Source organism: Microbacterium sp. (assembly GCF_047607225.1).
Classification (GTDB): domain Bacteria; phylum Actinomycetota; class Actinomycetes; order Actinomycetales; family Microbacteriaceae; genus Microbacterium.
Window position 1 is genome coordinate 1 of the sequence record NZ_JASGDO010000068.1, and the last position, 15,013, is coordinate 15,013.

The window sequence follows — 15,013 nt, forward strand, 5'->3', positions numbered from 1 at the left end:
CACCCTTACCCGCCGAAGACGGCGGGCGGTCTGCTCTCTGTGGCACTGTCTCGCGGATCGCTCCGGGTGGGTGTTACCCACCGCCCTGCCCTGTGGAGCCCGGACGTTCCTCGGTGCGGTCTCCCGCCACGCGACCGTCCAGCCGACCCATTCGCGTCGGTGAGTCTAGCGCGCGGATCCGGGAACTAGTGTAGAGTCCTCGATGTGTGGGCCCTCTGGGGTTGGGCCCGATGAGCAGGCTGGGGGGCTTGTCATGAAGAAGTCTGTATTCGCGCGCGCGGTCTTCGCAGGGGTGCTGTTGCTGTCATTGCCGACGGCGGCACACGCGGCGACAGGAGACGACTACACGCCGGGGGTCGGTGGCAGCGTCACGCTCGCCGGATCCGATGTCTCGAGCGTGTGTGAGAACGACGTTCCGTGGATCTCGTACTCGGTGACCCTGACGGATCCCGACAATCAGGTCACCGAGCGTGATGCGCACCTCGTCCTCTCGGACGCGTCGCACTCCACGACGATCGACCTGGGCGATCTCGGGGCCGACGGAAAGCTGTCGGGTCGCGTACTGTGGCCCGGTGCCTCGGTGGCTGCCGACGGCTCCGCCAACGGCTGGCCGGGATTCGGGAAGGTCGACGGCACGTGGGTGCAGACCTCGGACAACTTCGCGTGGACGCGGGGCGACATCTCCGCCAAGGTCGTCGTGAATCCCGAGGTCGAGGTGGCGCTGAGCTACCCCGCCGGGAACTGCGGGCCTGCCGTGACGGGTGCGCCTGCGGGCGTCAGCGCGGAGTCGACGTTGGCCGTGACCGGGTCGAACGCCGCCACGCTGCCGTTCCTCCTGGGCGGCGGAGCGGTGCTGCTCGTCGGTGCGGGACTGTTCGTCTACAGCCGCCGCCGCGCTCACTGATCCGTCTCCGGAGTCATGGAGGACGCGCCGTCTGAAAATCCCCGCCGCCGTGGGCGGCGAGTGGTCGGATGGGCGGCGCTGGCCCTCCTCCTCGTGATCGTCGCCGCCAGCGCGTGGGTCTTCACCCGCGTGCTGGCGGTGAACGGCGAGGCCCAGGCCCTCGCGACGCTCGAGGGCGACGCGCGAGCGGCGATTGCGAAGGGCGACGTCGGTCGGCTCGACTCGATCGCGCGGGAGTTCGACACGCGGACCGCGGCCGCCGCAGGAGCGGTGGGCGACCCGGTCTGGCGTGCCGCCGAGATCGTGCCGCTGGCGGGGCCGAATCTGCAGGCGATTCGCGTCACGGTCGAGGAGCTGCGCACGCTGTCCGCCTCGGTGGCCTCACCCATGGCAGACGCGCTGGCCGGCATCGGTGAACGCGGTCTCCTGGTGGACGGGGCGATCGACCTCGCGCTCGTGGATTCCCTCCACGAGACGGCGTCTGGGGCCTCCAAATCACTCGACGAGGTGCGCGCGCGACTGGACGCGATATCGACCGATGCGACGGTTGATCAGGTCAGCGACGGCGTGGAGAAGGCGCGTCACCTGACGGCCACGTTGTCGGCCTCCCTCGGTCCGATGTCTGACATCACGGGAGTGCTGCCGGCGATGCTCGGTGGCGATGGCGAACGCACGATCCTCGTGATGTTCCAGAACAACGCCGAGTTGCGCTCCGGAGGCGGGATCACCGGCTCGTTCGCGGAGATTCGCGCCGAGGGCGGAGCCTTGCGACTCGCGCGGCAAGCGGACTCGAGCGACTTCCGTCGCGCGGATGAGGATGTCGTTCCCGTCCCGGAGACCACGACCGCCGTGTACGGCGACACCGTCGGCCGCTTCGTGCAGAACGCGACTTCGACCCCCGACTTCGACCTGTCGGGTCGACTCGCGTCGGCGTGGTGGAAGAAGTTCACCGGACACTCGCCGGACGTCGTGATCGCCATCGATCCCATCGTCCTCCGGGCGCTGCTCCCGGTGACCGGTGACCTGACACTCCCCGACGGCAAGCCGCTGACGCACGACACCTTCGTTCGTGACGTCATGGTCGATCCGTACCTCACACTGTCGGGCTCGGAGCAGAGCGAGTACTTCGCCGCTCTCACCGAGCGGTACTTCACGGCTTTGACCTCGTCGCCCACCTCCCCGTCGGAGTTCTTCTCCGCCCTGCGCACGCCCGTCGAGCAGGGACGCGTCTCGGTGTGGAGCGCACACGACGACGAGGCGGCGGTCTTCGCCGGGAGTGTCTTCGGCGGCCCGCGTGCCCGTCATCTCGCCGCTGGGTCCGGCGCGTTCGCCCTGTACTTCAACGACAGCACGGGCGGGAAGATGGACAGTCGTCTCGGCGTCGCGGTGGGCACCGTATCCGCGTCCTGCCGCGCCGACGGACACGCCGTCGTGGCCGTGCAGGTCACGCTGCGCAACGACGCCCCTGCCGATGCCGGTTCCCGGTGGCCCCGGAGTATGACCGGCGGTGGGCACTGGGGCGTCGAGGCCGGACACATCGGCACAGTCGTCTCGGTCGCCGCACCCTCGCAGTGGCTTTTCGGAGGCACACGCAAGGACGGCGAACTCATGGGGGCCGTCGACGTCGTCGACGGGGACATCCCGACCAGCGCGCTGGAGGTCGATCTCGCACCGGGAGAGTCGGTGGAGCTCGAGTTCCGGTTCGTCTCCCCCGTCGCCGGTGCGGTCGAGCCGACGCTCTTGCGCACTCCGCTGCTGCGCGCGGCTGACGAACGGGATCCCACACCGCTCACCTGCGGTTGACGCCGCCCGGAGCCTGGCCGGTCGCGACGATCACGACTTCGCGGCGTCGATCGAGATCCGCAGGTCGAGTGCGAAGTCGATCGGGAACCCTCCGAAGAGCAACTCGCCGGCGGCGGCGGCGCTGTCCCGCACGGCCTCGCCCACGGCGTCGGCATCCCGTTCGGGGCAATGGACGATGATCTCGTCGTGGAGGAAGAAGGCGAGATGAGCGCGCTGCCCGAAGACCGGACCGGATGCCGGTGCTCCGGAAGCGGTCTTCGCAAACGTCCGCAGTCTCATTCGGAGATCAGCGAGCCAGCACAGAGCCCACTCGGCGGCCGTCCCCTGCACGACGAAGTTGCGGGTGAAGCGACCGCGGTCACGCGCCGAACGGCGCGCCACTTCGGCGGCATTCGCCGGTGCCTCGGGATCGCTTGCATTCGCTTGCGCGCCTCTCCACCGTTCCGAAGGGCCGGGACTGGTACGGCCCAGCCACGTCGTGACTGCTTCGCCGCGCTCCCCCGCGCGGGCCGCATCGTCCACGAGCCCCATCGCGCGGGGATAGGCGCGACGAAGGGCGGGCACCAGCCGGCCACTGTCTCCCGTGGTCGCCCCGTACATGGCGCCGAGCACCGCGATCTTGGCTTCCTGCCTCGTCGTGACGACTCCACCCGCGACGATTCCGGCATAGAGGTCAGTTCCCCGGGCCGCGCTCGCGAGGGACGTGTCTCGCGCCATCGCCGCGAGTACTCGGGGCTCGAGTTGAGCGACGTCGGCCACCACGAACACCCATCCCGGGTCGGCGCGGACAGCCGGCCGAAGGAGGCGCGGCAGCTGCAGGGCTCCCCCGCCGGATGAGGCCCACCGCCCTGTGACGACGCCTCCGGGGACGTACACAGGGCGGAACCGCCCGTCGGAGGCCCACTCGTCGAGCCACGCCCACCCGTTCGCCGTCAGCAGTCGGGTGAGCTTCTTGTAGGCCAGGAGTGGAGGGATCGCGGGATGGTCATACTCCGCGAGCTCCCACCTGTTGGTGGTCTGTGCCCCGATGCCCGCCCGGTGGAGGGCGCGCAGCAGCTTTGGCTGCGAGTCGAGGCTGACGTGAGGGTCGCCGAGCGCCGTGCGCACCTCGTCCGCGAGCCGTTGCGCTTTCCTCGGCAGGCTCCCGGGGACGGGCCTGGGACCGAGGAGATCCTCCAAGAGAGCTTCGTGGGTGGGGCGATGCCACGGGAGGCCCGCAGCGTGCAGTTCGGTCGCGAGGAGCGCGCCGGCCGATTCGGCGGCAAGAAGGAGGCGGAGTCGGTCGGGCTGGGTGGCCGTGTCCAGCGCGCGCCGCTGACGATCGAACTCGGCTCGCACCTCCTCGATGTCCTCGGGCAACCGTTCTCGGTCGTCCAGGAGATCGAACAGCGCATCGCCGCCGGCGGGTGCCGCCGCTGCCGACCAGGCCGTCGCGGCGCGGAGCTCCGTCGGATCGGTGACGAGAGCGCTCGTGCGCAGGATCGCGTGCGAGAGGCGCAGATCGTGACAACGCTCGATCTCCACGCCGTCGGACAAGAGTGCCGGATACCACGCCGCGGTATCGTTCCACACCCATCGGAGTCCGGGTGGTGAGTCCCGCGCCCACTGGGTGAGCTCGGTGCCCACGATCACGTGATGGCGGTGCTCAGCACCGGAGGCGTCGAGATCGACGAGCACGATCTCCCGCGGTGCCTGGCGTGCCACCAGACGCCATCGCGCGTCGGTCACGGGCGGATGGCGGGCGCTCTCATGAGAGGCCCGACTCCTCGGTGCGCACGAGAATGCAGCCGCATTCGGGGCAGGTGACGACGTCGTCTTCTGCTGCCTGGGCCAGGCGGTGCAGGTCCGAACCGGCCAGCACCATCCGACATCCTTCGCAGGTGCGTTGGCGGAGCAGCCCCGCGCCGTTGCCGCGCGCCGCGAGCCGGTCGTACATCGCGAGCAGATCTGCAGGGACGGTCGCAGCGACGGCGTCGCGGTCGCGGGAGGCCCCGTCGTAGGTGGCCGCCGCGCTCTCGACGGCAGCTTTGCCCTCGGCGCTGAGGCGAGCACCTTCGTCGTTGGTGGCGGCGATGAGGGCCTCCTGCGCGGCGATCTCGGATTCCGCCGCTTCGATGCGTTCCATGATCTCGAGCTCGGCCTCTTCCAGATCGTTCTTGCGCTTGGCGAGCGAGGCGATCTCGTGTTCGAGCCCTTGCGCGTCTTTCGCGCTGCTCGTGGCGGCCAGCAGCTCGGTATCACGTGCGGCGCGGGCGTCCACGACCGCCACGTCGGACTCGATGCGCGAGAGCTCGGCAGCGAGGTCATCGCGCGCGCCGAGAAGTCTCGTCAGCTCGACCGACTGGGCCTGGCGCTGGACGAGGAGCTCCTGAACCCGCTGCGCTTGGGCGGGGTTCTTGCGCGCGTGGTCGGCCGCGCGCAGCGTGACATCGAGCGTGGCGAGGTCGAGAAGGCGGCGCTGGTCCGTGGGGCTGGCTTTCACGCAGTCCAACCTATCGCGCGTATCCACACGCCGGCGGCCCGCTCCCTGACGGAATCCCGCTCGGGACTACGATGTGGTGCGGGCCGCGGAGGGAGCAGCACGATGAGCGTGATGCGGACGAAGAGCGTCGAGAGATCCATCGCCGACACAGAGGAACCCGAGTTCCGCCTGAAGAAGTCGCTGTCCGCGTTCGATCTGACCGTCTTCGGGGTCGGAGTCGTCATCGGTGCCGGCATCTTCACTCTGACCGGCCGTGTGGCACACGAGGTGGCGGGCCCCGCCATCGTCGTGAGCTTCGTGGTGGCGGCCATCGCGTGCGGCCTGGCGGCCATGTGCTACGCGGAGTTCGCGTCCACGGTTCCCGTCTCCGGATCCGCCTACACCTTCTCTTATGCGTCACTGGGCGAGTTGTTCGCCTGGATCATCGGATGGGACCTGATCCTGGAGATGTTCCTGGGCGCGGGCGTGGTGGCGCAGGGATGGAGCGCATACCTCGGCGTTCTCCTCGAGCAGCTGGGGCTGCCGATTCCTGCAGCCATCGGCTACGGCGGCACTGTGGACCTGATGGCGATCCTGTTGGTACTCGTCCTCGGCGCGCTCATGACGTACGGGATTCGCGAGTCGATGCGAGTGAACATGGTGCTCGTCGGCCTCAAGCTGTTCATCGTCCTCTTCGTGATCGTCGCGGGGCTGCTGTTCGTCAACCCGGCGAATTACACACCCTTCGTCCCGGATGCCGCCCCTCGGCAGACGGCGACAGGGCTCACCCAGCCGCTCCTGCAGTTCATCTCCGGGATCGAGCCGATGGCGTTCGGCCTTGGCGGCATCTTCGCCGGTGCCGCATTGGTCTTCTTCGCCTACATCGGCTTCGACGTCGTGGCGACCACGGCCGAAGAGACGAAGAGGCCGCAGCGTGACCTGCCGATCGGGATCATCGCCTCGCTCGTCATCTGCACCGTGCTCTACTGCGCGGTCGCCCTCGTCGTGACCGGCATGGTGTCGTATGCGGATCTCGACCCGGCGGCAGCTCTCGCCAACGCTTTCGCCCATCACGGGCAGGCTTGGATGGCGACCGTCATCTCGGCGGGTGCCGTGGCCGGCCTCACCACGGTCGTCCTGACCCTCCTCATCGGTGCCACGCGCATCATCTTCGCCATGTCCCGCGACGCTCTCCTGCCCCGCTCCCTGGCGAAGGTCCACCCGACGCGTCGCACGCCATGGGTGATCTCGATCATCGTCACCATCGTGGTCGCCCTCGTCGCCGGCCTCACTCCGGTCGGGGTCCTCGAAGAGATGGTGAACATCGGGACGCTCTCCGCCTTCGTCCTGGTGTCGGTCGGCGTGATCGTCCTCCGACGCACCCGCCCGGATCTGAAGCGGGGATTCCGCGTGCCGTGGAGCCCCCTGCTTCCGGCCCTCTCCGCGGCCATCTGCACCTATCTCATGCTCAACCTGACGGTCGAGACGTGGCTGCGGTTCCTGATCTGGCTCGCCCTGGGCTTCGTCATCTACTTCGCCTACGGTCGAAGCCACTCCCGTCTGGGCAAGGACGACGCGCCGTACCTCAACCCCGCTGAGCCGAAGATCGTCGGACGCGAGGGCTGATCGGGACGTGCCCCGAGGATTCCGCTCGGCGCGCCCTCGATAGAGTCCTGGCATGGCGGACAAGCAGAAGCTCCACGCGATGATCGACGAACTCGCCGAGTCGCTCGGGGCACGTAAGCGCCATGGGATCCAGGTGCCGGTCCCGAGCGATCGACGTCTGATCGAACTGCTGGAGCAGATCGTCGAAGAACTCCCCGACTGAAGCAGGGTTCGACCTGCAGTGCTGCTCGCCGGGGCGTTCGCCTTGCGGTTCTGCACGCGAGGGACCAACGGCAGGGAACGCCTGCGCGGTCGACGCGGCGTTCGCGGAACGGATGTGGGCCCTGCCGGGATCGAACCGACGACATCCACGGTGTAAACGTGGCGCTCTACCAGCTGAGCTAAAGGCCCGCGCTGTCGAGTCTAGCGGCGCGCCGCACCGCAGCTCTCGACTCCGCCCGACGGCACCGGGAGGTGCGGTGAGTGACTAGGCTGATCCAGGATGCGTTGTCGTTGCTTCACAAAGCCCGACGCCTCCACAGCCCCATCCCTGGTATGACCTGCCAGAAGACGAAAGGTGTCCCGTGACTGTCAACGATCAGGATCCGTACTCCCAGGGCCCGCAGGACAGCGATCCCGAAGAGACGCATGAGTGGCAGGAATCTCTGCATCAGCTCGTCGACGCCAAGGGTGCCGGCCGCGGTCGCGAGATCATGCTCAGCCTGCTGCAGGCGTCCCGTGAGCTGCAGCTGAACGTGCCGCAGATCCCCACGACCGACTACATCAACACGATCGCTCCGGAGAACGAGCCGGAGTTCCCCGGTGACGAGGAACTCGAGCGGCGCTATCGCCGGTGGATCCGCTGGAATGCGGCTCTGACCGTTCACCGTGCGCAGCGCCCGGGCATCGGCGTCGGTGGCCACATCTCGACGTACGCCTCCTCTGCCTCTCTCTACGAGGTCGGCTTCAACCACTTCTTCCGGGGTCTGGACGACCCGAGCGGCGGCGACCAGGTGTTCGTGCAGGGCCACGCCTCCCCCGGCATCTACGCGCGATCGTTCCTCGAGGGACGTTTGTCCGCCGACCAGCTCGACGGGTTCCGCCAAGAGAAGTCGCAGGCACCGCTGGGGATCCCCTCCTACCCGCACCCGCGACTGATGCCGGACTACTGGCAGTTCCCGACCGTGTCGATGGGGCTCGGACCGATCAACGCCATCTATCAGGCGATGACCAACAAGTACCTCACCAACCGTGGGATCAAGGACCTCTCCGACTCCCACGTCTGGGCCTTCCTCGGCGACGGGGAGATGGACGAGGTCGAGAGCCGCGGTCAGTTGCAGGTCGCCGCCAACGAGGGCCTCGACAACCTGACCTTCGTGGTCAACTGCAACCTCCAGCGCCTCGACGGGCCCGTGCGAGGCAACGGCAAGATCATCCAGGAGCTCGAGAGCTTCTTCCGCGGCGCCGGCTGGAACGTCATCAAGGTCGTGTGGGGCCGTGGTTGGGACGAGCTGCTGGAGCGCGACCGTGACGGTGCGCTCGTGCACCTCATGAACACCACCCCCGACGGCGACTTCCAGACCTACCGCGCCGAGGACGGCAAGTTCATCCGCGACCACTTCTTCGCGCGCGACGAGCGGACGCTCGAGATGGTGAAGGACTGGTCCGACGACGACATCTGGGGCAAGCTCCGCCGCGGTGGCCTGGACTACCAGAAGGTGTACGCCGCCTACAAGACCGCCTTGGAGCACAAGGGCCAGCCCACCGTGATCCTCGCCAAGACGATCAAGGGCTACGGCCTCGGTCATCACTTCGAGGGCCGCAATGCGACCCACCAGATGAAGAAGATGACTCTCGACGACCTGAAGCACTTCCGCGACTCGATGCGTATCCCGATCACCGACGCGCAGCTCGAGGAGAACCCGTACCTCCCGCCGTACTTCCACCCCGGCATGGAGGACGAGACGATCCAGTACATGGTCGAGAAGCGCCGCGCGCTGGGCGGTTTCCTTCCGGAGCGCCGCACGCACCACGTGCCGATCGCCCTTCCGGACGACAACGCCTACGCCCTCCCCAAGAAGGGGTCCGGCACGCAGGAAGTCGCCACCACGATGGCATTCGTCCGGCTGCTCAAAGACCTCCTGCGGGTGAAGGACTTCGGTCACCGGATCGTGCCGATCATCCCCGACGAGGCGCGCACCTTCGGGCTCGACGCGTTCTTCCCGACGGCGAAGATCTACAACCCCAACGGCCAGAACTACACGTCGGTCGACCGCGAGCTGCTCCTGGCCTACAAGGAGAGCCCGCAGGGGCAGATCATGCACGTCGGCATCAACGAGGCGGGAGCGGTCGCAGCGTTCACCAACGTCGGCACGGCCTATTCGACCCACGGCGAGCCGCTGATCCCGGTCTACATCTTCTACTCGATGTTCGGGTTCCAGCGCACGGGTGACGCGCAGTGGGCAGCCGGTGACCAGATGGCCCGCGGCTTCATCATGGGCGCCACCGCGGGACGCACGACGCTCACCGGTGAAGGGCTCCAACACGCCGACGGGCACTCGCACCTGCTCGCCTCGACCAACCCCGCCACCATCTCGTACGACCCGGCCTACGGCTATGAGATCGCACACATCGTGCGCGCGGGCATCGAGCGCATGTACGGCGGCAACCACCCCGACCCCAACGTGATGTACTACATCACCCTTTACAACGAGCCGCTCGTGCAGCCGGCCGAGCCCGAGGGCGTCGATGTCGAGGGCATCGTGCGCGGCATGCACCGGATCTCGTCGGGCGAGGGCGAGGGACACCGTGCCCAGCTCTTGGCCTCGGGCGTCGGTGTGCCGTGGGCGCTGGAAGCGCAGCAGCTGCTCAAGGACGACTGGGGCGTCGTGGCCGACGTGTGGTCGGTCACGAGCTGGACGGAGTTGCGTCGCGACGGCCTCGCCGCCGACGAGCACAACTTCCTCCACCCGCTCGACGAGCCGCGATCCGCCTACGTGTCCGACCGGCTTCGGGAGACCGAAGGCCCCGTGATCGCGGTCAGCGACTTCATGCACGCCGTCCAGGACCAGATCCGTCCGTGGGTGCCGCGTCGTTTCGCGACGCTCGGCGCCGACGGCTTCGGCTTCTCCGACACCCGTCCCGCGGCGCGGAGGTACTTCAAGATCGACGGCCCGTCGATCGTCGTCCGCACCCTGCAGGCCCTCGCGGAGGACGGTCTGGTCGACCGCTCTCTGTCGGCGCAGGCGATCGAGAAGTACCGTCTGCACGATGTGACCGCCGGCACGAGCGGGAACGCAGGCGGCGAGAGCTGAGCTCGCGCATGCCGACCAGACCCACCCCGCAGGAGAAGGCCGAGACGCTCGCGTGGTTGCGCCGCATCTCGGGAGACCTCGCGACGGCGACGATTCAGCGTCTCGAGGACACCCTTCCGTGGTACGCGGAGATGCCGCCCGCGCGGCGCTCCGCGGTGGGTCTGGTCGCGCAGGCCGGGATCTCGGCGTTCATCCAGTGGTATGACGACCCCACGGCCCAGCCGTGGATCGCCGCCGACATCTTCGCCGCCGCGCCGCGCGAACTGCTCCGCAGCGTGAGTCTCACCCAGACCCTCCAACTGATCCGGGTGACCGTTGAGGTGACCGAGGAACGCGTCGCCGGTCGAGGCGAGGATCTCCGTGAGAGCACTCTGCTCTACTCGCGAGAGGTCGCCTTCGCCGCCGCCGACGTCTACGCCCGGGCGGCCGAAGCCCGCGGGCTGTGGGACGCGCGCCTCGAAGCGCTCGTGGTCGACTCCATCCTCACGGGCGAGTCCGACGAAGAGCTCCCGAGCAGGATCGCCGCTCTCGGCTGGCACGGACACGGCGAGGTGGCCGTGCTCGTGGGCACCACTCCCCCGCAGTTCGACGTCGACCACCTTCGCCGCCTCGCTCGCAAGCTCGGCGTCGACGTGCTGATCGGCGTGCAGGGGGTCCGCCTCGTGCTCGTGATCGGTCGAGCCGATGCGCCGGGAGCGAGCGAGCGTGAGGAGAAGCTCTCGTTCCCCGAGATCGCCAAGCGGCTCGAGCCCGGGTTCGGCAGCGGACATCTCGTGCTCGGTCCCCCGGTCCCCGCGCTCGTCGACGCCGGCCAGAGTGCGCGTGCGGCCCTCGCGGGCTTCGCCGTCGCCAAGGCCTGGCGCCATGCACCCCGCCCGGTCGAGGCGGATGATCTGCTCCCCGAACGCGCCCTGGCGGGAGATCCGCTCGCCAAGGCGACGTTGGTCGAGCGGATCTACCGCCCGCTCCAGGCGCATTCGACCGATCTCGTAGCGACCCTCTGGAGCTATCTCGACAACGGCCGGTCGCTGGAGGCGACGGCGCGAGAGCTGTTCGTCCACCCGAACACGGTGCGATACCGCCTCAAACGTGTCTCGGACGTGATCGGCTGGGACGCGACGGGACCCCGGGAAGCGCTCATCCTTCAGACCGCACTCATCATCGGCTCGATCGGGACCGATGTCACCCGGCGGCGCCCGCCGTCGCCGCGGCGAGCCTGAGTCGGATGCGTTCGCTGTCCGACGCGCACAAAGGTCTTCATGTTTCTTGTGACTGTTTCGCCAGTCGACGGTCATGTGTTCTTGGGAGGATAGGGAAGTGATCATTGCTGTCTTCCCCGGTCAGGGGTCGCAAACACCAGGTTTCCTCGAGCCGTGGCTCGAGCTCGACGGCGCGCGCGAGCGCCTCGCGGGCTTCTCCGAGCTCGCTGAGGTCGACCTCGAGGCGGCCGGGACGAAGTGGGACGCCGATCGGATCCGCGACACGCGCGTGGCGCAGCCACTGATCGTCGCCGCCAGCCTCCTGTCGTGGCACGCACTCGAGAGTCGTGCTCCCACGCTTCCCCACGGCGTCGCCGGTCACTCGGTGGGTGAGATCGCCGCTCTCGCCGCCGCGGGTGTCCTCTCCGACGCCGACGGCATGCGCCTCGTCGGCATCCGGGGTCGCGCGATGGCCGATGCCGCTGCGTCCGCGCAGACCGGGATGAGCGCCGTTCTCGGCGGCGACCAGGACGCGGTCGTCGCTCGACTCGCAGAGCTCGACCTCACCCCGGCCAACTACAACGGCGGCGGCCAGATCGTCGCCGCCGGTGCCGCGGCGGCCCTCGTCGCGTTGTCCGAGACACCGCCGCCGGCGACACGTGTCATCCCGCTCGCGGTCGCGGGCGCCTTTCACACGCGCTTCATGGCGCCTGCCGTCGAGACGCTACGCGCCGCGGCGCAGGCAGTGGCGCCCGCCGCGCCGGCCCGCACCCTGTGGACGAACCACGACGGTTCCGTGGTGACCGATGGCCATGCAGCGCTTGAGCTGCTGGTCGAACAGGTCGCTTCGCCGGTCCGCTGGGACTTGTGCATGGCCTCGTTCGCCGACCACGCCGTGCACGGGATCATCGAGTTCGCTCCCGCGGGCACCCTCACCGGTCTCGCCAAGCGGGCGCTGCGCGGTGTTCCCACGGTCGCGCTCAAGACGCCGGATGACCTCGATGCGGCCGTCGCGCTGCTCTCCACCGACAACGACACCCAGGGAGGCGCCGCGTGACCGTCACGCTCAAGCAGTCCACCGGTCCCGCGCACACGCGCATCTACGCCTATGGCGCCGCCCGAGGCGAGAACCTCGTGCCGAACGAGGATCTCGTAGGTCCGATCGACTCGAGCGACGAGTGGATCCGACAGCGCACCGGCATCGTCACACGCGCGCGCGCGAGCAGCGACGTCACGGCGATCGATCTGGCCGCCGACGCCGTCGCCGAGGCGATCGCCCGCTCCGGAGTGGCGCCCTCGGACGTCGACGCGGTGATCGTCTCCACCATCTCCAACCCGAAGCAGACCCCGTCGGTCTCGGCGATCGTGGCCGACAGGGTGGGCGCGAACCCGGCGGCAGCGTACGACGTCAACGCCGCCTGCGCGGGCTTCGCGTACGGTGTCGCTCAGGCCGACGCGCTCATCCGAGCGGGCGCCGCTACGTATGTCGCGGTGGTCGGAACGGAGAAACTCAGCGACATCGTCGATCCCACCGACCGGTCCATCTCCTTCCTTCTCGGCGACGGCGCGGGAGCCGTGATCGTCGGACCGAGCGACTTCCCGGGGATCGGGCCGACGGTGTGGGGATCGGACGGATCGAAGGCCGACGCGGTCGGAATGAACCACACCCTCGTGGAGTTCCGCGACGGTGCCGCGCCATGGCCGACGCTGCGACAGGAAGGCCCCACGGTGTTCCGCTGGGCGGTCTGGGAGATGGTGAAGGTCGCCCGCCGTGCGCTCGAAGAGGCGGGCGTCGAGCCGAGTGATCTCGCGGCCTTCATTCCACACCAGGCGAACATGCGCATCATCGATGAGTTCGCCAAGCAGCTGGGACTGCCTGAGAGTGTCGCGATCGGCCGCGACATCGAGACCACGGGCAACACCTCGGCGGCATCCATTCCGCTTGCCACCCACCGCCTGCTCCAGGAGCAGCCGGAACTCTCGGGAGGCCTCGCCCTCCAGATCGGTTTCGGCGCCGGGCTCGTCTTCGGGGCGCAGGTGGTCGTCCTCCCGTGAGGCGGCGCGTCGCGCACCTAGACTTGCTACCGGCCGTGTGCCGGTGACACCTCATCCAGACCATCAGAAAACAAGGAGACATCCCATGGCATTCACCAACGACGAGGTCCTCGCAGGGCTCGCCGAGCTCATCACCGACGAGACCGGCATCTCGGCCGACGAGGTCGCGCTCGAGAAGTCGTTCACCGATGACCTCGACATCGACTCCATCTCGATGATGACGATCGTCGTCAACGCCGAGGAGAAGTTCGGCGTGACCATTCCCGACGAAGAGGTCAAGAACCTCAAGACCGTCGGCGACGCGGTGACCTTCATCACGTCCAACCAGGCCTGACCTGCACGAGCCCCGACGGGGACGGTGCGGTACTCGCATCCGTCCCCGTCGCCGCAGTATGAGGAAAACATGAGCAACAAGCGCATCGTCGTCACCGGAATCGGCGCTTCCAGCCCCATCGGCGGAACCGCCCCAGAGAGCTGGGAGGCTCTCCTCGCCGGCGCATCCGGCACGAGCACCCTCGAGTACGACTGGGTGGAGAAGTACTCGCTTCCCGTCACCTTCGCCGCCCAGGCCAAGGTGCGGCCCGACACAGTGCTGGAGCGACCGGTCGCCAAGCGGCTCGATCCCTCGTCGCAGTTCGCCCTCGTGGCCGCCATGGAGGCGTGGGCCGATGCCGGCTCCCCCGACGTCGAACCCGAGCGTCTCGGGATCGACTTCGCCACGGGGATCGGTGGACTGTGGACCCTGCTGGACGCGTGGGACACGCTGCGCGAGAAGGGACCTCGCCGCGTTCTGCCGATGACGGTCCCCATGCTCATGCCGAACGCTGCGGCCGGGAACCTCTCGCTCCACTTCGGCGCCCGTGCGTATGCGCGCACCGTGGCCAGCGCATGCGCCTCGAGCACGGAGTCGCTGGTCAACGCCGTCGAGCACCTGCGAGCCGGCCTCGCCGACGTCGTGATCGCTGGGGGGACCGAGTCGGTCATCCACCCGATCACCATCTCCTCGTTCGCGTCGATGCAGGCGCTGTCTCGTCGTAACGACTCTCCGGAGACCGCTTCTCGCCCCGCCAGCATCGACCGTGACGGCTTCGTCATGGGCGAAGGTGCCGGTGTGCTGATCCTTGAGACCGAGGAGCACGCCAAGGCGCGCGGAGCCAAGATCTACGCGGCCGTCGTCGGAGGCGGCGTCACGGCCGACTCCTACCACATCACGGCGAACGACCCCGAGGGGACCGGTGCCGCGCGCGCCGTGCACTTGGCGCTGAGCGCTGCGGGGCGCTCCGTGGACGAGGTCACTCACGTCAATGCGCACGCGACCTCGACACCGGTCGGGGACCCGAACGAGTACGTCGCGCTCCACAGCGTCTTCGGCGATCGGATCGACGACATCCCGGTGTCGGCCACCAAGGCCTCGACGGGTCACCTTCTGGGTGGCACGGGTGCTCTGGAGGCGATCTTCACGGTTCTGGCGCTCCGCAACCGCGTTGCACCCCCGACGATCAACCTCACCGAGCAGGATCCCGCGGTCCCCTTCCGTCTCTCGGGCCAGCCCATGCCCCTCGGCGACGGCGACCAGCTCGCGATCAGCAACTCCTTCGGGTTCGGCGGGCACAACGCCGTCGTGGCCTTCGAGTCGGTCTGACGCGCCCACCGAGTCGAAAGGACGCCCTCC

General features: G+C 68.5%; 12 protein-coding genes, 1 tRNA gene and 1 other RNA gene. 10 read left to right on the plus strand and 4 right to left on the minus strand.

What is annotated here, in order from left to right; genetic code table 11:
- Window positions 1-150: RNase P RNA component class A (rnpB, locus tag QM591_RS13895), an RNA gene on the minus strand; the annotation flags it as partial.
- Between the two features lie 103 nt (window positions 151-253).
- On the opposite strand from rnpB, the gene QM591_RS13900 reads away from it, so the two are divergent.
- Both QM591_RS13900 and QM591_RS13905 read left to right on the plus strand, forming a co-directional pair.
- The gene (locus QM591_RS13900; protein WP_415133064.1) at window positions 254-904 is read left to right on the plus strand and encodes an LPXTG cell wall anchor domain-containing protein; all 651 of its coding nucleotides are present in this window, start codon (window positions 254-256) and stop codon (window positions 902-904) included.
- A 60-nt stretch (window positions 905-964) separates the two neighbouring features.
- Complete coding sequence (locus QM591_RS13905; RefSeq protein WP_415133066.1) at window positions 965-2,707, plus strand: DUF4012 domain-containing protein; 1,743 nt, start codon at window positions 965-967, stop codon at window positions 2,705-2,707.
- A gap of 30 nt (window positions 2,708-2,737) precedes the next feature.
- On the opposite strand, the gene QM591_RS13910 is transcribed toward QM591_RS13905, so the two are convergent.
- Together QM591_RS13910 and QM591_RS13915 are read right to left on the minus strand one after the other, a co-directional pair.
- Window positions 2,738-4,435 (minus strand): bifunctional 3'-5' exonuclease/DNA polymerase, encoded by a 1,698-nt coding sequence (locus tag QM591_RS13910; RefSeq protein WP_415133068.1) that lies wholly within the window; start codon window positions 4,433-4,435, stop codon window positions 2,738-2,740.
- 19 nt (window positions 4,436-4,454) lie between these two features.
- On the minus strand, window positions 4,455-5,189 hold the full coding sequence (locus tag QM591_RS13915) for a zinc ribbon domain-containing protein (RefSeq protein WP_415133070.1): 735 nt from the start codon (window positions 5,187-5,189) through the stop codon (window positions 4,455-4,457).
- 102 nt (window positions 5,190-5,291) lie between these two features.
- Between QM591_RS13915 and QM591_RS13920 the strand changes: the two genes are divergently transcribed.
- Window positions 5,292-6,794, plus strand: a complete 1,503-nt coding sequence (locus QM591_RS13920; protein ID WP_415133072.1) for an amino acid permease — start codon at window positions 5,292-5,294, stop codon at window positions 6,792-6,794.
- 52 nt (window positions 6,795-6,846) lie between these two features.
- Window positions 6,847-6,996: a hypothetical protein gene (locus QM591_RS13925; protein WP_415133074.1), complete on the plus strand. Its 150-nt coding sequence runs from the start codon at window positions 6,847-6,849 to the stop codon at window positions 6,994-6,996.
- Window positions 6,997-7,111: 115 nt separating this feature from the next.
- Here the strand turns inward: QM591_RS13925 and QM591_RS13930 are convergent.
- Window positions 7,112-7,184, minus strand: a tRNA-Val gene (locus QM591_RS13930).
- Between the two features lie 173 nt (window positions 7,185-7,357).
- Between QM591_RS13930 and aceE the strand changes: the two genes are divergently transcribed.
- The 6 genes from aceE (at window position 7,358) to QM591_RS13960 (ending at window position 14,983) form a co-directional block, all read left to right on the plus strand.
- On the plus strand, window positions 7,358-10,087 hold the full coding sequence (gene aceE / locus QM591_RS13935; RefSeq protein ID WP_415133076.1) for a pyruvate dehydrogenase (acetyl-transferring), homodimeric type: 2,730 nt from the start codon (window positions 7,358-7,360) through the stop codon (window positions 10,085-10,087).
- Between the two features lie 8 nt (window positions 10,088-10,095).
- Window positions 10,096-11,307 carry a PucR family transcriptional regulator gene (locus tag QM591_RS13940; RefSeq protein ID WP_415133078.1) on the plus strand — a complete coding sequence of 404 codons (1,212 nt, stop codon included), beginning with the start codon at window positions 10,096-10,098 and terminating at the stop codon, window positions 11,305-11,307.
- 97 nt (window positions 11,308-11,404) lie between these two features.
- Window positions 11,405-12,343, plus strand: a complete 939-nt coding sequence (locus tag QM591_RS13945) for an ACP S-malonyltransferase (protein ID WP_415133080.1) — start codon at window positions 11,405-11,407, stop codon at window positions 12,341-12,343.
- Window positions 12,340-13,341, plus strand: coding sequence for a beta-ketoacyl-ACP synthase III (locus tag QM591_RS13950; RefSeq protein WP_415133082.1), 1,002 nt, complete (start codon window positions 12,340-12,342; stop codon window positions 13,339-13,341). Before QM591_RS13945 ends, QM591_RS13950 begins: the two co-directional genes overlap by 4 nt.
- 85 nt (window positions 13,342-13,426) lie before the next feature.
- Window positions 13,427-13,675: an acyl carrier protein gene (locus QM591_RS13955; protein ID WP_028495632.1), complete on the plus strand. Its 249-nt coding sequence runs from the start codon at window positions 13,427-13,429 to the stop codon at window positions 13,673-13,675.
- Window positions 13,676-13,744: 69 nt separating this feature from the next.
- On the plus strand, window positions 13,745-14,983 hold the full coding sequence (locus QM591_RS13960; protein ID WP_415133084.1) for a beta-ketoacyl-[acyl-carrier-protein] synthase family protein: 1,239 nt from the start codon (window positions 13,745-13,747) through the stop codon (window positions 14,981-14,983).
- Window positions 14,984-15,013 lie beyond the last annotated feature (30 nt).

What these genes read in the sequence shown, in the direction of transcription:
- QM591_RS13900 (WP_415133064.1), top strand. Translation starts at nt 254, where the DNA reads ATGAAGAAGTCTGTATTCGCGCGCGCGGTCTTCGCAGGGGTGCTGTTG.
- QM591_RS13955 (WP_028495632.1), top strand. Translation starts at nt 13,427, where the DNA reads ATGGCATTCACCAACGACGAGGTCCTCGCAGGGCTCGCCGAGCTCATC.
- QM591_RS13920 (WP_415133072.1), top strand. Translation starts at nt 5,292, where the DNA reads ATGAGCGTGATGCGGACGAAGAGCGTCGAGAGATCCATCGCCGACACA.
- QM591_RS13960 (WP_415133084.1), top strand. Translation starts at nt 13,745, where the DNA reads ATGAGCAACAAGCGCATCGTCGTCACCGGAATCGGCGCTTCCAGCCCC.
- QM591_RS13925 (WP_415133074.1), top strand. Translation starts at nt 6,847, where the DNA reads ATGGCGGACAAGCAGAAGCTCCACGCGATGATCGACGAACTCGCCGAG.
- QM591_RS13940 (WP_415133078.1), top strand. Translation starts at nt 10,096, where the DNA reads ATGCCGACCAGACCCACCCCGCAGGAGAAGGCCGAGACGCTCGCGTGG.